The sequence below is a fragment of the Roseateles sp. genome (genome assembly GCF_047654785.1).
Taxonomy (GTDB): Bacteria; Pseudomonadota; Gammaproteobacteria; order Burkholderiales; family Burkholderiaceae_C; genus Pelomonas.
This window is the reverse complement of the sequence record NZ_JASGKQ010000002.1, coordinates 551,937-568,835: the sequence shown is the minus strand read 5'-3', so window position 1 is coordinate 568,835 and position 16,899 is coordinate 551,937. Positions and strand designations below refer to the sequence as shown.

Here is a 16,899-nt window from a genome sequence, read left to right as displayed (position 1 = left end):
CTGGCGCGCGGGCGGCGGTCCGTTAGGCTTCGCCCCACCACCCGCCCCCACCCGCCCAGGAGCCCGAGATGACCACCGCCGACGAACTCAACCAACTGGCCGACCTGCACGCCCGCGGCGTGCTCAGCGACGAGGAGTTCGCCCAGGCCAAGGCCCGCGCGCTCGGCGGCGCGCCGTCGGCGCCCGCGGGTGGCGGCGGCAACCCCAACCTCGGCGCCGTCAACGGCCTGCGCCGCGCCCGCATGGACCGCTGGCTGGGCGGCGTGTGCGGCGGCATCGCCCGCGCGACCGGGCTGGACTCCTGGGTCTGGCGCCTGATCTTCGCGGTGCTGTTCCTGGCCTTCGGCAGCGGCATCCTGGTCTACCTGCTGCTGTGGATCTTCGTGCCGGAGGAATGACCCGGCTCGTAAACTGAGCGCCTCCAAGCAGGGACGCGCCACCATGAACGCCATCGCACAAGCCCTGATCGACAAGATCCGGCACCTGCCGCCGCAACGCATGGCCGAGGTCGAGGACTTCGTCGACTTCCTGCGCGCCCGCGACGACGAGCAACGCCTGGCCCAGGCCGCCGCCAAGGCCAGCGAAGCCAGCTTCGCCCAGGTCTGGGACAACGACGACGACGCGGCCTACGACCGCCTCTGACCCGCCATGGCCGCCACTGCCCGCCCGGCCTTCGGCGACGTGGTGCTGGTGCCCTTCCCGTTCACCGACCAGTCCGGCATCAAGAAGCGCCCCGCCGTCGTCGTCTCCAGCGCCGCCTACCACGCCCGGCGGCGCGACCTGGTCATCCTGGCGGTCACGAGCCAGGTGCGCACGCAGCGGGACCTCGGCAATCGCTGGCATTCTGACCAGACCGTCTCCACGGCCAAGTGGGGAGACGAGTTGCAACTCAATCCTGCGGCAAGCTACCGCATGTCGGTGAGCCGGTGCCAGAAGTGATCGATCCAACCCTGGTCGGCTCCGATGGGAGCCTAGGGATTGATCGCTTCCGCGCGCGTCCGAATACTGCACTACGTCCATTAACCTACAGGGAATTTCGCCATGTCCATTCGCTCCTTATCGTTCGTTGCCCTGATCTTTATCTCGACCAGTTCGCACAGCACCCCCCCCTTCGCACCCAGGCCGGTTGCAAAATTCGACATCTCGGCCCCGCGTGAGGCCAATACTGCCCGCCTAAAGATCCTGATCGCCTCGGACGGTTCCCACGCTGAAAACGGTATCGTGGTGGGTGGAGTAACCGTCTGCTCCAGAAACGAATGCGTGAAGTCTTATACAGAAAACAAGCTGATCGACCTCAGCCATGCACGAAACGGTCAAGCAAGAGAAGTGATCGACCTTACGGTACCAATCATGGATGTCGAGAGCATCCTTTTCGACTCGGTTGCGGGCGGCAAAACCGTCGAGGGAAAAGTAAATCTGGACAGTCCATTGAAACTGTCGAATGATATTGAGGGTGGCGAAGTCCTTGTCCTTCTGGGTGACCGGTCGAGGGCTACGCGGCGGACCTTTTCGCCCACTTCGGCGGTCGGACTTATCTTCAGTTCGAAACGTGAGTCCATCTACTACAATCCAAAATCTTCTATTTCGGCACACCTGAAGCTAGGCACACGCATCGACATCCCGGCTGGTGCAACGAAGCGTGCGCAGATATTCAGTGTCGCAATCCACGATACCGGAGACAATCTGCCTCTCGTCGATATCTTTCCGGTGATAAATCTGGATGCCCCGATCAGGGTCTCCAGTCGACGCACTGTCAGAACAACGATGGGACGAACTCCAGATATTGGTGCCAATCAGGATTCGTCCTCGCATGAAATAACGCGCACGATTCCAAGCACTGGCGTCTTGCGCATGACCGACTCTCCCGCAAGGAGCCTGGGGTCGCCGAGCGCAGGCATGGTGTCCGCAGCAGCGGTCACCGACAACTGCGCGGCCTTCCTGAACAACCATGCGCAGCTAATTTCCTACTCTCTGGCAACAACCGGCACGGTGTACGTGAAAGGCTGCGAAAGCACAGCACCATTTGTTCACATAGCGATCGCTAACAACGCGGATCCGCGAGAGCGACTCACCCTTCGCTACAACAAGACAGGGTTTCTCAGTCAGTTAAATCTACAACCCATTGAATCACTCGGCACTGGTAGCCAAGTCGCGTTAAACGGGTTCACCTGGGTCGGCGATACCGGCATCGGCGGCGGCAAGGGCTACGTTCGTGGTTTTGTCCAGTACAACGAAGAAGTTCTCGGAAGTAACCGTGTGAATGGTGGAACAGAAGGCGTATTTGACGGCAACAAACTTACCTTCCTCATTCAGCCGTCCGTTCTCCCCCGTTGGAAGGAAGGTTCCCAGCCGCCACTCTGGACAACAGGATTGGAGGGTGTTAACTATCCCTATACTGTGGCCAGTTCTTCCACATCGATCCTAAAGAACGGAGTCTGTACGGGAGACACAACATCTAACCAATGGTCGGCTTTCGGAACGACGCCCACCAATAGACTCATCTTCATCTCATCGACTTCGACAGGCAGCACCAGCGCAGCGGAGTTATGTGCAGTGTTCCAAGCGCTCGGTGCCAACTACGCGATCCGGCTCGACGGCAGCACGGCAACTGGCATGACGGTCGATGGCATTCGAAAGAATCCTATCACTGGCGCTAGCTCATTCATCTATGGCTCTTCCCGCCATATCGCATACGCACTGACAATGGTTTATCCATCAGGGTCGCCTGACTCGACACCGGTGATTGAGGCGACCACCATCAATCCGCCGAAGGATCCATGCAAAATCAGACCCGCTGCATGTAGCTGAAGGCACTTCGTCATGCACAGCATGACCTCCTCCCACGTTGGAAAAGTTGAGCGAACAAAACATGACCAACGTGGAAGACTTACGGCTTCTTCGAAGCTGCGGCTCCAGTTCACCTAACCCGATCTACGAACTGGACAATCTGTCCCGGTGTCCCGGATCGCCAACTTGCAATTGGCGCTGTACGGCGCTTCCGCAGACGCGAAGCCCATCGCGCGCCTCCAAGATATGCGGCCGATTCGATCCACGCTTTTGGAGGGAGGCTCCGTCCCCAGGCGATGCTGAGGTCGCCCCTGTTCTTGCCAACGGCGGACTTCCTTAGAGCGTGTTTACGATCTCATTTCCTCCGACAATTGTTGGGTGAAGAGGAAGCCGTACCCAAGCGGCATCAGTCGAGAGAAGTTTGCCGAGATCGAGCCGCTGCTGCGCAGCGTTCGGCGCAGCACCAAGCCGATCAAGGTCGATCTGTACGAGGTGTTCTGCGCAGTGCTGTACCTGCTGCACACGGGTTGCCAATGGCGCTATCTGCCGCCGCAGTTCCCCAAGTGGCCCAGCGTCTATGCGTACTGGCGCAAATGGAGCGAGCCTGACCAGCACGGAGTGAGCGTGCTGGAGCAGGCTTTAAAAAAATCAGGTTGGCGCGGCCCGCGAGAGACAGGGGCGCAACGCCTGCAGCGCGTTCTTGATCGTGGACGCGCAGAGCGTGAAGAACACGGACACGGCGGGGTTCAAGGGCTATGACGCAGGCAAGAAGGTCTCGGGGATCAAGCGCCACATTGCGGTGGACACCCAGGGGCTGCCCCATGCGGTGGCGATCACGACGGCCGAAGTGACGGACCGCAAAGGAGCGCTGGCGGCATTCAAGCGCTGCAAGCCGTCGCTGGGGCGGGTGCAAAGCGTGCTGACGGACAGCGGCTACACAGGCCAGCCCTTCGCGCAAGGCGTCAAGGACATCCTGGGTGAGCACGTGACGGTGCAGATCGCCAAGCGAAGCGAGTTGCACTCCTTCAAGGTCATGCCCAAGCGCTGGGTTGTCGAGCGCAGCTTTGCCTGGTTGGAGAAAAACCGCAGACTTTGGAAGAACTGCGAGCGCTGGCTCAACACCAGCTTGCAGTTCGTCCATTTGGCGTTTCTGGCTCTGCTACTCAGGAGATCGCAAACACGCTCTTAGCGACATGCCCCAAGCTGGCGGCCGCCGACGCGGTCGGGTAGCCCGCATCTCGGGGTAAGGTATCGCCCTCAAACCTGACCCGAGACCATGCACCACCACACCCTCGCCGCCGCCGACGACAAGGCCGCCAAGAAAGACGCCCCCGAGAAGATGGAGGAGCAGCTGCTGTTCAAGGGCCGCTTCGTGATGATCTTCGGCGAGATCGACGACAAGATGGCCCACGCCACCTGCCGCCGCCTGCTGGCGCTGGCGCAGGAGTCCGACGCGCCCATCACGCTGCTGATCTCGTCGCCCGGCGGCCACGTGGAGAGCGGCGACGCCATCCACGACATGATCCGCTTCGTGCGCGCGCCGGTGAACGTCGTCGGCACCGGCTGGGTGGCCAGCGCCGCCACCCACATCTACCTGGCCGCGCCCCGCGAGCGCCGCTTCGCGCTGCCCAACACGCGCTTCATGATCCACCAGCCCGCCGGCGGCGCCGGCGGCCAGGCCAGCGACATCGCCATCCAGGCCCGGGAGATCATCCGCACGCGCGAGCGCATCGCCGCCGTCATCGCCCGCGAGACCGGCCAGCCGCTGGCGCGCGTGGCCGCCGACATCGAGCGCGATTTCTGGATGGGCACCGACGAGGCCATCGCCTACGGCCTGGTGACCCGCGTCATCGAACGCCAGGCCGAGCTCGGCTGAGCCGGCGCCGATGCAAGTCAGCGCCAACGGCGTCCGCCTGGAAGTCGACGTCCAGGGCCCCGACGGCGGCGAGCCGCTGTTGATGGTCATGGGCCTGGGCATGCAGCTCATCGGCTGGCCGGACGGCCTGGTCGAGCAGCTGGTGGCCCGGGGCTTCCGCGTCATCCGCTTCGACAACCGCGACGTGGGGCTGAGCCAGCCCTTCGACCAGCTCGGCGTGCCCAGCCTGCCGACGGCGGCGCTGCTGCACGCGCTGCGGCTGCCGGTGAAGGCGCCCTACCAGCTCGCCGACCTCGCCCGCGACGCGGTGGGCGTGCTGGACGCGCTGGGCATCGCCCGCGCGCACGTGTGCGGCGCCTCGATGGGCGGCATGGTCGCGCAGCACCTGGGCTTCGCCCACGCGGGCCGCGTGAAGAGCCTGACGCTGATGATGACCACCAGCGGCGACCGCGCCCTGCCCCGGGAACGGCTGAAGGTGCGGCAGGCGCTGCTGTCGCGCCCGCGGCCGTCGGCGTCGCCGCAGCAGCGCTTCGAGAACATCCTGGACCACTACGTGAAGCTCTACGGCCTGATCGGCAGCCCCGGCTACCGGCCCGCGCCGGCCGCGCTGCGCGAGCGCATCGCCGGCAGCGTGCGGCGCGCCTACCGGCCGCAGGCGGTGGCGCGCCAGCTGGTGGCCATCGTCGCCGACGGCCACCGCGCCCAGCGCCTGCCGCGCATCACGGCGCCCACGCTGGTGCTGCACGGCCGGGAGGACGCGCTGATCCCGGTCGCCGCCGGGCACGACCTGGCGCGGCGCATCCCCGGCGCGGCGCTGGAGATCCTGCCCGGCTGGGGCCATGACCTGCCGGACCCGCTGTGGCCGCGCTTCGCGGACCACATCGCGGCCGTCGCGCAGCGCGCCTGAGGCCCGCCCGGGGCCGTTCGCGGTTCAGCGGGCCCGGGCCTGGGCCCGGACCTCGACGGCCGTGCGCCGCTGGTCGTCGCCCTCGACGGTGAGCGTCAGCGGCACGGTGTCGCCGGCCCGGATGGGCGCCTTCAGTCCCATCAGCATGACGTGGTAGCTGCCCGGCCGCAGCGCGACCGCCTGCCCGGCGGGCAGCGGCAGCGCAGCGACGGCGCGCATGCGCATGACGCCGCCGTCCATCGTCATCTCGTGGATCTCCACCACCGCCGCCAGCGGCGAACTGGCCGCCACCACCCGCGCCGGCGTGGCCGAGGTCAGCCGCATGAACGCGCCGGTGGCCTGCTGCGGCGCCACGGTGGCGCGCACCCAGGGCTCGTCGACGCGGAGCTGCGCCTGCGCGGCGAGCGGGAGGGACGACAGGGCGGCGGCGGTCAGCAGGCGGCGCATGGCGGGAACGTGGGCAAGGGCGGGGCCCGGATTGTGCGGCCGCGCCGTTCAGACGCGCGCGGGCGGGCGGCCCGCGGGCGCGGCCGCCGCCGGGCCGCGGCTGGCATCGGCGCGGCCGCCCCGGTATTCGTGCGGCGTGCGGCCGGTCCAGCGCACGAAGGCGTGCCGGAAGTTCGCGGCGTCGCTGTAGCCCAGCCGGGTGGCGATTTCCTCGGTGGTCATGCGGGTCTGGCGCAGGTAGTCGATGGCCAGCCGGCGGCGCACCTCGGTCAGCAGGTCCTTGAAGGTCGTGCCGTCGCTCTCCAGCCGGCGGCGCAGCGTGCGCGGGTGCAGCGACAGCGCGGCGGCCATGGTCTCGATGGTCGGGAAGCGCCACGGCATCTGCTCGACCAGCGTGCGCCGCACGATCGCGGCGGTGCCGCCCGCGTGGGAGAGGTCCACCACGAACTGCTGGCAGATCTCGCGCACCGCGCCGTGGGTCGCGGTATCGGGGATGCGGTTGGCGAAGCGGGCCCAGTCCATGTCGATGACGACCTCGTCGTGGCGCTGCCCGAAATGCACCGGGCAGCCGAACAGCGCCGGGTAGCGGGCCGCGTCCGCCGGTGCCGGGCAGGCGGCGCGGATCTCGACGAAGTTGAAGTCGCCGCCATGCAGGTCGCGGCTGACCGTGAGCTGCGCGGCGCAGGCGAACTCGAGCGCGAAGCGGTAGAGCGGGTCATGCGGGTCGGGCGTCACCAGCACCTCGTAGGCGTAGACGCCGTGCTCGCCGTCGCAGGTGAACAGGCTGGGGCCCGCCATCGGCCCGGTCATGCGGTTGTACTTGACGATGAAGTCCACCTGGTCGGCGTGCGTTGGGCTGCTCAGCAGGCCGTAGCCGTAGATGCCCAGCGCGGTCAGGTGCATGCGGCTGCCGGCGCGGAAGGCCGTCGCGGGGTCCACCGCGAGGCGGGCCGCGTTGCGGAACACCGCCGCGCCCTGCGCGAAGGAGACGAGCAGCCGCGCGTCGGCGAGCGCGTCCTCGGTGATGCCGCTGCCGGCCAGCACGGCGGCCGGCGCGATGCCGTCCTCGGCCAGCGTCGCCACGAGCGCGGCGATCTTCTGCGCGCCATAGACGCGCGGCTCCATGTCCGGTGGGGGGCGATGCATGCCTGTGTCTCCGTCGTCTTTCGTGCTGCGGAAAAGATAGCAGATAGGCCTTGTCCCGATTTCACCGGGATTCGGTTTGAAGCAACCTTGGCCCCGCCGCTGCCGGCGGGAAAGATCGCGCCGCCCATTCCAATCACAACATCGAGACAAACCCCATGACCGCTCCCGACCCGACCCCCGCGCTGCGCGTGCAGGCCAACGGCATCGAACTGGCCTACGACAGCTTCGGCGACGCCGACGCCCCGGCGCTGCTGCTCATCATGGGCCTGGGCACGCAGATGATCGCGTGGGACGAGCCCTTCTGCGAGGCGCTGGCCGCGCGCGGCTACCGCGTGATCCGCTTCGACAACCGGGACATCGGCCTGTCCTCGCGGCTGGACGCGGCCGGCGTGCCGGACGTGCGCCAGATGCTGATGCTGGGCCTGGCCGGCCAGGACGCGGGCGCCGTGCCCGTGCCCTACAAGCTGGCCGACATGGCGCTGGACGCCGTCGGCCTGCTGGACGCGCTGGGCATCGCCAGCGCGCACGTGGTGGGCGCCTCGATGGGCGGGGCCATCGCGCAGGAGATGGCCATCCGCCATCCGCAGCGCGTGCGCACGCTGGTGTCCATCATGGCCACCAGCGGCGCGCCCGGCCTGCCGCCGCCCACGCCCGAGGCGCTGGCGCTGCTGCTGACCCCGGCGCCCACCGACCGCGCCGGCTTCACCGAGCGCTACCAGCGCATGATGAAGCTGCTGCGGGCCGGGGACTTTCCCGAAGAGGAGGCGCTGGACGCCGCCCGCGCCGGCCGCACCTGGGCGCGCGGCCTGAACCCGGCCGGCTACGCGCGCCAGCTCGCGGCCATCCTCGCGTCGGGCAGCCGCCGGGAGGCGCTGGCGTCGGTGCGCACGCCGACGCTGGTGATCCACGGCGACGCCGACCCGCTGGTGCCGGTCGAATGCGGCATCGACGTCGCGCAGGCCGTGCCGGGCGCGCGCCTGCTGCGCATCGAGAAAATGGGCCACGCCTTGCCGGCCTGGACCTGGCCGCAGATCATCCAGGCCATTGCCGAGCACGCGGTGTGAGCGGCAGGCAGGCACACGACAAGGAGCTGCGCACATGGCCACCCCTTCCTTTCTCGATCCGCTGCAGATGTGGCGGGACGCGGTGAACAAGCTGGAAAAAGAAGTCAACACGCTGGCGGCGGGCAGCACGCAGTCCGAGCAGGTGGTGCGCTCGCTGCACGGCTTCTCGTCGGCGTCGCTGGCGCTGCAGCAGGTCGTCGACAAGAGCATCAGCGCCTACCTGCGCAAGGCCAACCTGCCCAGCCGCAAGGAGGTGGCCGACCTGGCGGAGACGCTGCAGCGCATCGAGGGCAAGCTCGACCGGCTGCTGCCGCCGGACCCGGCGGCCGAGGCGCCGGCGCGCCCGGCGCGCACGCGCCGCCCGCCCGCCAGCGCCGCGGTGGCCCCGCCGGAGCCGCCGGCCGCGAAGCCCGCCGCCAAGCGGCCCGCCCGCCGCCGCGCGCCGGCCAGGGACTGAGCCCATGGCCACGCGCGCCAAGGACAAGACGGCGGAGAAGCCCGCCGCCGCCACGCCGCCGCCCGACCCGTCCGTGACCGACCGGCTGCGCCTGGAGGTCGAGCGGGCGGTGCAGCGCAGCCTGAAGGCCATCGAGCTGCTGGGCGCCGCGCCGCCGGACGTGGGCCGCACGCCCAAGCAGGTGATGCACCGGCGCGGCACGCTGGAACTGGTGCGCTACCAGGCGATGGCCGACGAGGTCTACCGCGTGCCGCTGCTGCTCGTGATGGCGCCGACCAACAAGGGCTACATCCTCGACCTGACGCCCGGCCAGAGCCTGGTGGAGTACCTGCTGCAGCGCGGCTACGACGTCTACATGCTCGACTGGAACCCGCCGTCGGACGCCGAGGGCCGGCTGACGATCGACGACTACGTGCTGGACTTCATCCCCGACTGCATCCGCCGCGTGCAGCAGGACTGCGGCGAGCAGGAGGTGACGCTGGTGGGCTACTGCGCCGGCGGCCTGCTGTCCACGCTGTACCAGGCGCTGCACGCCGACGGGCCGGTGAAGAACCTCGTCTGCTTCACCACGCCCATCGACTTCTCGAGCATGAAGATCTTCCGCGCCGTCTCCGACGAGCGCGCCTTCGACGTCGACGGCTTCGTCGAGCGCGTCGGCGTCGTGCCCAGCGACGTCGTCGCCTCGGGCTTCGAAGTGCTGCGCCCGGCCAGCCGCATCGCCGGCCAGGTGCGGCTGTGGGACAACCTGTGGAACGACCAGTTCGTCAAGGGCTACCGCATGATGGAGCGCTGGGGCAACGACACGCTGCCGCTGCCCGGCGGCTACTTCCGGCAGATGACCCAGCAGCTGCTGCGCAAGAACGCGCTGCACGAGGGCCGGCTGCGGATCGGCGGCCGGCCCGTGGACCTCGGGCGCATCACCGTGCCGCTGCTCAGCATCGTCGCCCAGTACGACCACATCGTGCCGCCCGAGTGCTCGCGCCCGCTGATCGAGCGGGTGGGCTCGCGGGACAAGCAGGAAATCATGCTGCCGGGCGGGCACGTCAGCATCGCCGCCGGCGCCAACGCCATCAAGCGCATGTGGCCGGCGCTGGACGCCTGGCTGCAGCAACGCTCCACCTGACCCCGGAGAACCCCGCATGACCGACTCCCCGCGCAGCTACCCGCGCCACCTCGACTGCGGCGGCACCGCGGTCGAGATCGCCCCCATGACCAGCCGCGACGGCGCGGCGCTGACCGACCTGGTGGCCACGCTGCCGCCCCACGACCTGCTGTTCCTGCGCCGCGACCTCAGCCACCCCAAGGTCATCGCCGCGTGGATGCGCGCGCTGGACGAGGGCGAGCTGGCCAGCCTGGTGGCGCGCGCCGACGGCCGCATGGTGGGCTGCACCGCCATCTTCACGGACGCGCTGAGCTGGTCCCGGCACGTCGGCGAGCTGCGCGTGCTGCTGGACCCGGCCTGGCGCGGCCGGGGCCTGGGCCGCGTGCTGATGCAGGAGTGCTTCGTGCAGGCGCTGGCGCTGGGCCTGACCAAGCTGGTCGCGCAGATGACGACCGACCAGCGCGCCGCGATCGCCGTGTTCGAGGAACTCGGCTTCCGCGCCGAGGCGCTGCTGTCACGCCATGTGCGGGACCGCGACGGCGCGCTGCACGACCTGGTGCTGATGAGCCACGACGTGGGGGCGGTGGCCGCCCGCCACGAGCTCTACGGCCTCGGCGACGCGCTGGGCACGCCCGGCTGACGCGCCCTCAGAACATCAACCCCCAAGAGGAGACAAACCATGGATCTCGGTGCAATGCTCGCAGGCAAGCGGGTGCTGGTGACCGGCGCATCGTCGGGGCTGGGCGAGAACTTCGCCCGCCAGGCGGCCGCCTGCAAGGCCAGCGTGGTGATCGCGGCGCGGCGCAAGGCGCGGCTGGACGCGCTCGCCCAGGAGCTGGACCGGCTCGGCGCGCCCCAGGTCACGGTGCTGGAGATGGACGTGGGGTCGGAGGCGTCGGTGGACGAGGCCTTCGCCGCCATCGATGCGTCCGGCGGCCCGCTGGACGTGGTGGTCAACAACGCCGGCATCGGCGGCGACGGCGCGGCGGTGTCGATGCCGATCAAGGACTTCGACGACGTGATGGCCATCAACGTGCGCGGCGTCTGGCTGGTCGCGGTGCAGGCCGCGCGGCGCTGGAAGGCGGCCGGGCGGGGCGGCTCCATCATCAACATCGCGTCCATCCAGGGCGAGCGCGTGATGCCCTACATCACGCCGTACTCGACCTCCAAGGCCGCCGTCGTCCACATGACCAAGAGCCTGGCGCTGGAATGGGCGCGCTACGGCATCCGCGTCAACGCGATCGAGCCGGGCTACATCGCCACGGAGATGACCGACGACATGTGGCAGACCGAGCACGGCCAGGCGCTGATCAAGCGCATCCCGATGCGCCGGCTGGGCAAGCCGGAGGAGCTCAACGGCCTGTTCCTGCTGCTGGCGACGGAGGCGGGCTCGTGGATGACCGGCGCCTGCGTGCCGGTCGACGGCGGCCACCTCTGCTCGTCGCTGTAGCCGCCGGCCGCGTCACGCCGCCCGGGCGGCGTCCACGCGCGGGTACAGCGCCCGCAGCAGCGCGGGCGGCTTGAAGGCCTGCCACTGCCCCTGCGGCTGCGCCAGCCGGTCGCCCACCGCGTACAGCACTGCGGCGTTCGCACCCAGACCCAGGTGGCTGCCGTACACGGTGATGTTCTCGCTGCGCGCGGCGACCGGCACGACGCTGTTGCGCCAGGCGACGATGCCGTCGCTGCGGCTCCAGATGGAGGTGCGGGGCACCGTGTCCGGGTCGACGGCGCCGGACCATTCCCGCGCGTCCTCGTGGGCGCTGCGGCCGCTGGCCATCTCGTAGAGCCGCCAGGCGCGCGTCGCGTAGGGGTGGCCGCCGACCGGGCTGCCCAGCATGACCACGCCGCGCACCGCGTCCGGCCGCTCCTGCGCCAGCATGCGCGCATACATGCCGCCCAGGCTCCAGCCAACCACGCTGACCTGGCGGCCGCTGGCGTCGGCGATGCGGTCCAGCTGCGCGAGCATGGTTTCGCGCACGCCGTCCCGGGGGCCGAGGTTGCGGCCCTGGCCCCAGCCATGCACCTGGTAGCCCCGGTCGCGCAGGAAGGCGCGCAGCAGCAGCGTCGAGCGGTCGCTGGCGGCCAGGCCGGGCAGCACCAGCACCGGGTGGCCATCGCCGCGCGGCGCGAGCGCCAGCGTCGGCGCGAGCAGCGCGGTGGCGGTCATCTCGCCCATCGCGCGCCACTCCAGCCACTGGAGCAGGCGGGGCGGCGGGGCCAGGGCGGTTGAGCTGTTCATCGTGCGTTCTCCTTTCGAATCCATCAACGCCCGGGCATCTTCCCGCAGGCGGCGCCGCTTGGGAACGCCGAGGCGCAGCACCCATGCGCGCTTGCGACAGCGCGTCCGGAATTCACCGCGAACTGGCCCGTTGCAACCTTTCTGGCGTGGCGCAAACGCCGGAAGCTGCGCCGCATTCCGCGCCTGCGCCCGCCCTTCGTGGCTCCACCTGATGGCTCGACCCGTGGCTGAAACCGACCCCTCCCTGCCGCCGTCCCGGCGCCTGCTGATGCTGGAGGCGCGCGCCGTCGCCGAGCTGTCGGCCTTCTTCGCGATGGCGCCGCTGCTGCGCCGCGCGCCCGCCGGCGACGGCCATCCGGTGCTGGTGCTGCCCGGCCTGGCCGCCAGCGACCGCTCGACGCTGCCGCTGCGCGCCTTCCTGCGCGACCGGGGCTACCAGGCGCATGGCTGGAAGCTGGGCAACAACTTCGGCCTGCGCCCCGGCGTCGAGGAACAGCTGGACGCCCGGCTGGCGGAGCTCCACGAGCGCCACGGCCAGCCGGTCAGCCTGGTCGGCTGGAGCCTGGGCGGCATCTTCGCGCGCGAGATGGCACGCCGCGCGCCGCAGCGGGTGCGCGGCGTGATCACGCTGGGCAGCCCCTTCGGCGGCGCGCCGCGCGCGAGCAATGCCTGGCGGCTGTACGAGGCGGTCAGCGGCCACAGCGTCGACGACTGGCCGCACCGCGAGGACGCGAAGCGCCCGCCGCCGGTGCCCGCGACGGCGATCTTCAGCCGCAGCGACGGCATCGTCGCCTGGCAGGGCTGCCTGGAGCGCGAGGGGCCGACGTCGGAGAACATCGAAGTCGAGGGCAGCCACTGCGGGCTGGGCCACAACCCGGCAGTGCTCTACGCGATCGCCGACCGGCTGGCGCAGCCGCCGGGGCAGTGGCGGCCGTTCGACCGCAGCGGGCTGCGCGGCAGGCTCTACCCCGACCCGCACCGCGCCTGAAATCACCGGAAAGCGGTCAGACTTCACCTTTCCCCGGTCCGCGCACACGCGCAAAGATGCGCGCACCCGGAGCGCCGCCGCAGCAGCAGGCGGAAAGCACATAAAACGACAGGCGTCCCCGCTCCGACGCCACTGGAGACGAGACATGAACGATACGCCCAGGCACGGCCTGCGCTCGCTCGACGACGGCCGCCACGCGCCGGCTCGCCGGGCCGAGCCGCCAACGAAGCTCCCGGTCGACGACGGGACGGGCCGGCGCGCGGCACCGGCCGCCTGACGCCCCGCGCCGCCCGGCGGCCCGCGCGCCACCCCATTCCGCCCTTCCCCTGCCGATCGAAAGACATCCCGCCATGAATCACCTCAGCGGCATCGACGCCTCGTTCCTGCACTTCGAAACCCCCGAGACCCCGATGCACGTGGCCAGCCTGCTGCTGCTGGACCTGCCCGAGGGCTACGACGGCGACTTCTACGAAGACGTCAAGGCCATGATCCGCGACCGGCTGCACCTGGCCACGGTGCTGAACCGCAAGCTCGCGCCCATGCCCTTCGAGCTGGCCGAGCCGGTCTGGATCGACGACGACGACATCGACATCGACCACCACGTGCGCAGCCTGACGCTGCGGCGGCCCGGCACGATGGAGCAGCTCGACACGCTGATCGCCCGCCTCCATTCGACGCTGCTGGACCGCAGCCGGCCGCTGTGGGAGATGTACGTCATCGAGGGCCTGGAGAACGGGCAGGTCGCCTTCTACTCCAAGGCCCACCACAGCGGCGTGGACGGCAAGGCCGGCACGGAGCTGGCCAAGGTGATGTACGACACGACGCCCGAGGTGCGCAAGGTGCGCCCCCCCGCCCGCAAGCGCGGCGGCGGCAACTACCAGCTCGGCATGGCGGAGCTGCTGGGGGCGGCGGTGTCGAACACGGCGCGGCAGTACCGCAAGCTCGCCGGGCTGCTGCCCACCGCCGTCAAGGCGCTGGGCGCCGCGGGCCAGGTGATCGCCAGCCAGCGCACCGCCAAGGGCGAACGCGCCATCAACCTCGGCCTGGCGCCCAAGGCGATGTTCAACGTGCCGATCACGAACCAGCGCTCGTTCACGACGATGTCGGTGCCCTTCGACGACCTGAAGCAGCTGGGCAAGCGCGTCGGCGGCACCGTCAACACCATCGTCATGGCGATGTGCAGCACCGCGCTGCGCCGCTTCATGAAGGAGCGCGGCCTGCTGCCCAAGGAGGCGCTGATCGCCGCCGTGCCGGTGAGCCTGCGCGCCGAGGGCGACGATTCGATGAACAACCAGGTGTCCATGGTCCGCGTGGACCTGGCCACCGACATCGACGACCCGGCGGAGCGCTTCAAGGCCATCCACACCTCGTCCGAGGCGGCCAAGGCCGTCGTCCGCGAGCTCAAGCCGGTGCTGGGCGTGGACGTACCGGTGACCGGCGCGCCCTGGTTCCTGACCAGCATGGCCTCGCTGTACGGCCGCTCCAACCTGCCGCGCAGCGTGCCGCCGCTGGCCAATGTGCTGATCTCCAACGTGCCGGGGCCGCCGGTGCCGCTGTACGTGTGCGGTGCGCGCATGGCGCACTTCTACCCGGTGTCCATCCCCTACCACGGCAGCGCGCTGAACATCACCGTGCAGAGCTATGCCGGATCGCTGGACTTCGGCGTCACGGCCTGCCGCCGCATCCTGTCCCAGGAGGAGTCCTACGAGCTGATCGGCCACCTGCGCGCGGCGCTCCGGGAGATCGAGCGGCTACCGGGCGTCGATGCACCGGCCCCGGCCGAGGCGGCGCCCCCGCCCGCCGCCGGCAAGCCCAAGCCCAAACCCGCCAGCGCCGCGCCGCGCAAGCCGCGCGCGGCGGCCCAGCCCGGCCCGGCCCCGGCCCCGGCGCCCGCGCCGGCCCGCAAGGCCGCCGCCAAGAAGCCCGCCGCCAAACGCACCGGCGGCGCGGCGCGGGCCAGGACCTAGCCCCACGCCGGCACGGGCCGGCCCGATGGACGACAACAACACCCGGAGACACCCATGGACAAAGACAAACAAGCGAACAACGCCTGGCGCATCCTGTTCCTGCTGTTCCTCGCCAACCTGTTCAATTTCTTCGACCGCACGATCCCGGCGGTGCTGACCGAGCCCATCCGCAAGGAGTTCGGCCTGAGCGACACCGAGCTGGGCCTGCTGGCCGGCGGCTTCACGGTCGTCTACGCGCTGGCCGGCATCCCGCTCGGGCGCCTGGCGGACCGCGCATCGCGCAAGTCCATCATGGGCTGGGGCCTGGCGGCCTGGAGCCTGCTGACCGGCGCCTCCGGCGCGGCGTGGAACTACACCTCGTTCTTCTTTGTGCGCCTGGCCGTGGGCGTCGGCGAGGCCAGCTACGCGCCCGCCGCCTCGGCCATGATCGGCGACCTGTTCCCGGCCAACAAGCGCTCGCGCGCGATCGGCATCTTCATGCTCGGGCTGCCCATCGGCCTGGTGCTGGCCTTCTTCACCATCGGCGCGATGGCCAAGGCCTTCGGCAGCTGGCGGGCGCCGTTCTTCGTCGCCATGGTGCCGGGCCTGGTGCTGGCGGTGTTCATGTTCTTCATCCGCGAGCCCGCGCGCGGCGCCGCCGAGACGCAGCAGGTCACCGAGCAGAAGATCGACCGGCCGCTGCGCAAGATCCTGAGCATCCGCACCATGTGGGCCATCATCGTCGCCGGCATCACGCTCAACCTGGCCTCGTATGCGGCCAACGCCTTCCTGGTGCCGCTGGTGCAGCGCTACTTCCAGCTGCCGCTGGCCAGCGCCGGCATGGCCACCGGAGTGATCGTCGGCATCTCCGGCCTGGTCGGCCTGACGCTGGGCGCGCTGATCGCCGACAAGCTGCACCAGATCAACGAGCGCGCCCGGCTGATCTACGGCGCGCTGAGCATGTTCGGCGCCGCGGCGCTGGTGTGGTTCGCGCTGCGGACCGGCGCGGAGGAGTTCACCGCGTTCGTCGCGCTGTTCGCGCTCGGCTGGCTGCTGCAGTACAACTTCTACAACTGCGCCTACCCGGCGATCCAGGACATCGTCGAGCCCCGCCTGCGGGCCACCGCGATGGCCGTGTTCTTCGCGGTGCTGTACGTGCTGGGCGGCTCCGCCGGCCCGCTGATCACCGGCGCCTGGTCCGACCACGCCGCGAAGGCCGCGATGGCCGCGGCCGGCGCGACGCAGATGACCGACCACTTCCGCGGCATCGGCCTGCACGAGGCGATGGTCGTGGTGCCGATCGCGCTGCTGGTCACCGGCGTCGCGCTGCTGTTCGCCAGCCGCACCTTCTCGGCCGACGCCGCCGCGATGCGCAACGGCCGCCAGGCCTAGTTTTCAACCCCTCAGGAGCATCCCCATGGCAACCCGCAAGAAGGCCGGCACGACGGCCAAGACGAGCGCGAGCGCACCGGCCGCCTGGCCCGGCCTGCCGACGCTGGACGACCTGAAAGGCCTGGCCGAGCAGTTCAAGCTGCCCGGCGTGGACCTGTCCGCGCTGGCCGACTGGCAGCGCAAGGACCTCGAAACCATCGCCGAGGCGCAGCGCCAGGCCTATGAGGGCATCAAGTCGCTGGTCGAGCGGCGCAACGAGATCCTGGCCGAGACGCTGGCCGAATGGCAGGCGGCGATGAAGGAGGTCCGCGGCGCCGACGCGCCCGCCAAGGCGGCCGGCGAGGCCGTCAAGGGCGGCGTGCAGCGCGCCATCGAGAACTTCCGCGAGCTCTCGGAGATGGAGGCCAAGGCCCGCAGCGACACCTGGAAGGTGCTGCAGGACCGGCTGCAGGAGAACATGGCCAGCCTGCAGCAGCTGCTCGCGCCGAAGAAGTAGGCGGCGCGCGGGGCGGCCCTGGCTCGCCCCATCCACGAACCGCGCGCCCGCA

General features: G+C 69.8%; 20 protein-coding genes. 17 read left to right on the top strand and 3 right to left on the bottom strand.

Annotated features, from left to right (window positions below):
* Positions 1 to 68 precede the first annotated feature (68 nt).
* The 7 genes from QM788_RS07090 to QM788_RS07060 all read left to right on the top strand — a co-directional run bounded on the left by QM788_RS07090 (position 69) and on the right by QM788_RS07060 (position 5,570).
* Positions 69 to 398: a PspC domain-containing protein gene (locus tag QM788_RS07090; protein WP_415660781.1), complete on the top strand. Its 330-nt coding sequence runs from the start codon at positions 69 to 71 to the stop codon at positions 396 to 398.
* Between the two features lie 43 nt (positions 399 to 441).
* Positions 442 to 642 (top strand): hypothetical protein, encoded by a 201-nt coding sequence (locus QM788_RS07085; protein ID WP_415660780.1) that lies wholly within the window; start codon positions 442 to 444, stop codon positions 640 to 642.
* A 6-nt stretch (positions 643 to 648) separates the two neighbouring features.
* Positions 649 to 939, top strand: a complete 291-nt coding sequence (locus QM788_RS07080; protein ID WP_415660779.1) for a type II toxin-antitoxin system PemK/MazF family toxin — start codon at positions 649 to 651, stop codon at positions 937 to 939.
* Positions 940 to 1,041: 102 nt separating this feature from the next.
* Positions 1,042 to 2,808 carry a phosphodiester glycosidase family protein gene (locus tag QM788_RS07075; RefSeq protein WP_415660778.1) on the top strand — a complete coding sequence of 589 codons (1,767 nt, stop codon included), beginning with the start codon at positions 1,042 to 1,044 and terminating at the stop codon, positions 2,806 to 2,808.
* A gap of 357 nt (positions 2,809 to 3,165) precedes the next feature.
* Positions 3,166 to 3,976, top strand: a protein-coding gene (locus QM788_RS07070) for an IS5 family transposase (RefSeq protein WP_415660777.1) whose coding sequence is annotated in 2 segments (ribosomal slippage) — positions 3,166 to 3,429 and positions 3,431 to 3,976 — 810 coding nt in all. Because the reading frame shifts where the segments join, the coding sequence is not laid out codon by codon here.
* An 87-nt stretch (positions 3,977 to 4,063) separates the two neighbouring features.
* Positions 4,064 to 4,663 (top strand): ATP-dependent Clp protease proteolytic subunit, encoded by a 600-nt coding sequence (locus QM788_RS07065; RefSeq protein ID WP_415660776.1) that lies wholly within the window; start codon positions 4,064 to 4,066, stop codon positions 4,661 to 4,663.
* 10 nt (positions 4,664 to 4,673) lie between these two features.
* On the top strand, positions 4,674 to 5,570 hold the full coding sequence (locus QM788_RS07060) for an alpha/beta fold hydrolase (RefSeq protein WP_415660775.1): 897 nt from the start codon (positions 4,674 to 4,676) through the stop codon (positions 5,568 to 5,570).
* Between the two features lie 24 nt (positions 5,571 to 5,594).
* Here QM788_RS07060 and QM788_RS07055 read toward each other — a convergent pair whose 3' ends face one another.
* Together QM788_RS07055 and QM788_RS07050 are read right to left on the bottom strand one after the other, a co-directional pair.
* A complete protein-coding gene (locus tag QM788_RS07055; RefSeq protein WP_415660774.1) occupies positions 5,595 to 6,017 on the bottom strand; it encodes a copper chaperone PCu(A)C in 423 nt (140 codons plus the stop codon).
* A 48-nt stretch (positions 6,018 to 6,065) separates the two neighbouring features.
* Positions 6,066 to 7,163, bottom strand: coding sequence for an AraC family transcriptional regulator (locus tag QM788_RS07050; RefSeq protein WP_415660773.1), 1,098 nt, complete (start codon positions 7,161 to 7,163; stop codon positions 6,066 to 6,068).
* Positions 7,164 to 7,318: 155 nt separating this feature from the next.
* Here QM788_RS07050 and QM788_RS07045 point away from each other — a divergent pair, with 155 nt between their 5' ends.
* Genes QM788_RS07045 through QM788_RS07025 form a run of 5 tightly spaced genes read left to right on the top strand, consistent with a single transcriptional unit; the run spans position 7,319 to position 11,236 of the window.
* Positions 7,319 to 8,227, top strand: coding sequence for an alpha/beta fold hydrolase (locus tag QM788_RS07045; protein ID WP_415660772.1), 909 nt, complete (start codon positions 7,319 to 7,321; stop codon positions 8,225 to 8,227).
* A 34-nt stretch (positions 8,228 to 8,261) separates the two neighbouring features.
* Entirely contained in the window at positions 8,262 to 8,684 is a 423-nt protein-coding gene (locus QM788_RS07040) for a hypothetical protein (protein ID WP_415660771.1), read from the top strand.
* 4 nt (positions 8,685 to 8,688) lie between these two features.
* Positions 8,689 to 9,807: a PHA/PHB synthase family protein gene (locus QM788_RS07035; RefSeq protein ID WP_415660770.1), complete on the top strand. Its 1,119-nt coding sequence runs from the start codon at positions 8,689 to 8,691 to the stop codon at positions 9,805 to 9,807.
* A 16-nt stretch (positions 9,808 to 9,823) separates the two neighbouring features.
* The gene (locus tag QM788_RS07030; RefSeq protein WP_415660769.1) at positions 9,824 to 10,426 is read left to right on the top strand and encodes a GNAT family N-acetyltransferase; all 603 of its coding nucleotides are present in this window, start codon (positions 9,824 to 9,826) and stop codon (positions 10,424 to 10,426) included.
* Positions 10,427 to 10,465: 39 nt separating this feature from the next.
* The gene (locus QM788_RS07025) at positions 10,466 to 11,236 is read left to right on the top strand and encodes an SDR family NAD(P)-dependent oxidoreductase (RefSeq protein ID WP_415660768.1); all 771 of its coding nucleotides are present in this window, start codon (positions 10,466 to 10,468) and stop codon (positions 11,234 to 11,236) included.
* Between the two features lie 12 nt (positions 11,237 to 11,248).
* Here the strand turns inward: QM788_RS07025 and QM788_RS07020 are convergent, their stop codons facing one another.
* Entirely contained in the window at positions 11,249 to 12,025 is a 777-nt protein-coding gene (locus QM788_RS07020; RefSeq protein ID WP_415660767.1) for an esterase/lipase family protein, read from the bottom strand.
* A 223-nt stretch (positions 12,026 to 12,248) separates the two neighbouring features.
* Between QM788_RS07020 and QM788_RS07015 the strand changes: the two genes are divergently transcribed.
* The 5 genes from QM788_RS07015 to phaP all read left to right on the top strand — a co-directional run bounded on the left by QM788_RS07015 (position 12,249) and on the right by phaP (position 16,847).
* A complete protein-coding gene (locus QM788_RS07015; RefSeq protein WP_415660766.1) occupies positions 12,249 to 13,013 on the top strand; it encodes an esterase/lipase family protein in 765 nt (254 codons plus the stop codon).
* 145 nt (positions 13,014 to 13,158) lie between these two features.
* Positions 13,159 to 13,290, top strand: coding sequence for a hypothetical protein (locus QM788_RS07010; protein WP_415660765.1), 132 nt, complete (start codon positions 13,159 to 13,161; stop codon positions 13,288 to 13,290).
* Positions 13,291 to 13,363: 73 nt separating this feature from the next.
* Entirely contained in the window at positions 13,364 to 14,980 is a 1,617-nt protein-coding gene (locus QM788_RS07005; protein ID WP_415660764.1) for a WS/DGAT/MGAT family O-acyltransferase, read from the top strand.
* Between the two features lie 54 nt (positions 14,981 to 15,034).
* A complete protein-coding gene (locus tag QM788_RS07000; protein WP_415660763.1) occupies positions 15,035 to 16,351 on the top strand; it encodes a spinster family MFS transporter in 1,317 nt (438 codons plus the stop codon).
* 25 nt (positions 16,352 to 16,376) lie between these two features.
* Positions 16,377 to 16,847 (top strand): TIGR01841 family phasin, encoded by a 471-nt coding sequence (gene phaP, locus QM788_RS06995; protein WP_415660762.1) that lies wholly within the window; start codon positions 16,377 to 16,379, stop codon positions 16,845 to 16,847.
* Positions 16,848 to 16,899: the final 52 nt, after the last annotated feature.

Excerpts from the sequence above, each read along its gene's own strand:
- QM788_RS07090 (WP_415660781.1), top strand. The coding sequence starts at position 69 with ATGACCACCGCCGACGAACTCAACCAACTGGCCGACCTGCACGCCCGC.
- QM788_RS07085 (WP_415660780.1), top strand. The coding sequence starts at position 442 with ATGAACGCCATCGCACAAGCCCTGATCGACAAGATCCGGCACCTGCCG.
- QM788_RS07080 (WP_415660779.1), top strand. The coding sequence starts at position 649 with ATGGCCGCCACTGCCCGCCCGGCCTTCGGCGACGTGGTGCTGGTGCCC.
- QM788_RS07075 (WP_415660778.1), top strand. The coding sequence starts at position 1,042 with ATGTCCATTCGCTCCTTATCGTTCGTTGCCCTGATCTTTATCTCGACC.
- QM788_RS07065 (WP_415660776.1), top strand. The coding sequence starts at position 4,064 with ATGCACCACCACACCCTCGCCGCCGCCGACGACAAGGCCGCCAAGAAA.
- QM788_RS07060 (WP_415660775.1), top strand. The coding sequence starts at position 4,674 with ATGCAAGTCAGCGCCAACGGCGTCCGCCTGGAAGTCGACGTCCAGGGC.
- QM788_RS07055 (WP_415660774.1), bottom strand. The coding sequence starts at position 6,017 with ATGCGCCGCCTGCTGACCGCCGCCGCCCTGTCGTCCCTCCCGCTCGCC.
- QM788_RS07050 (WP_415660773.1), bottom strand. The coding sequence starts at position 7,163 with ATGCATCGCCCCCCACCGGACATGGAGCCGCGCGTCTATGGCGCGCAG.
- QM788_RS07045 (WP_415660772.1), top strand. The coding sequence starts at position 7,319 with ATGACCGCTCCCGACCCGACCCCCGCGCTGCGCGTGCAGGCCAACGGC.
- QM788_RS07040 (WP_415660771.1), top strand. The coding sequence starts at position 8,262 with ATGGCCACCCCTTCCTTTCTCGATCCGCTGCAGATGTGGCGGGACGCG.
- QM788_RS07035 (WP_415660770.1), top strand. The coding sequence starts at position 8,689 with ATGGCCACGCGCGCCAAGGACAAGACGGCGGAGAAGCCCGCCGCCGCC.
- QM788_RS07030 (WP_415660769.1), top strand. The coding sequence starts at position 9,824 with ATGACCGACTCCCCGCGCAGCTACCCGCGCCACCTCGACTGCGGCGGC.
- QM788_RS07025 (WP_415660768.1), top strand. The coding sequence starts at position 10,466 with ATGGATCTCGGTGCAATGCTCGCAGGCAAGCGGGTGCTGGTGACCGGC.
- QM788_RS07020 (WP_415660767.1), bottom strand. The coding sequence starts at position 12,025 with ATGAACAGCTCAACCGCCCTGGCCCCGCCGCCCCGCCTGCTCCAGTGG.
- QM788_RS07010 (WP_415660765.1), top strand. The coding sequence starts at position 13,159 with ATGAACGATACGCCCAGGCACGGCCTGCGCTCGCTCGACGACGGCCGC.
- QM788_RS07005 (WP_415660764.1), top strand. The coding sequence starts at position 13,364 with ATGAATCACCTCAGCGGCATCGACGCCTCGTTCCTGCACTTCGAAACC.
- QM788_RS07000 (WP_415660763.1), top strand. The coding sequence starts at position 15,035 with ATGGACAAAGACAAACAAGCGAACAACGCCTGGCGCATCCTGTTCCTG.
- phaP (WP_415660762.1), top strand. The coding sequence starts at position 16,377 with ATGGCAACCCGCAAGAAGGCCGGCACGACGGCCAAGACGAGCGCGAGC.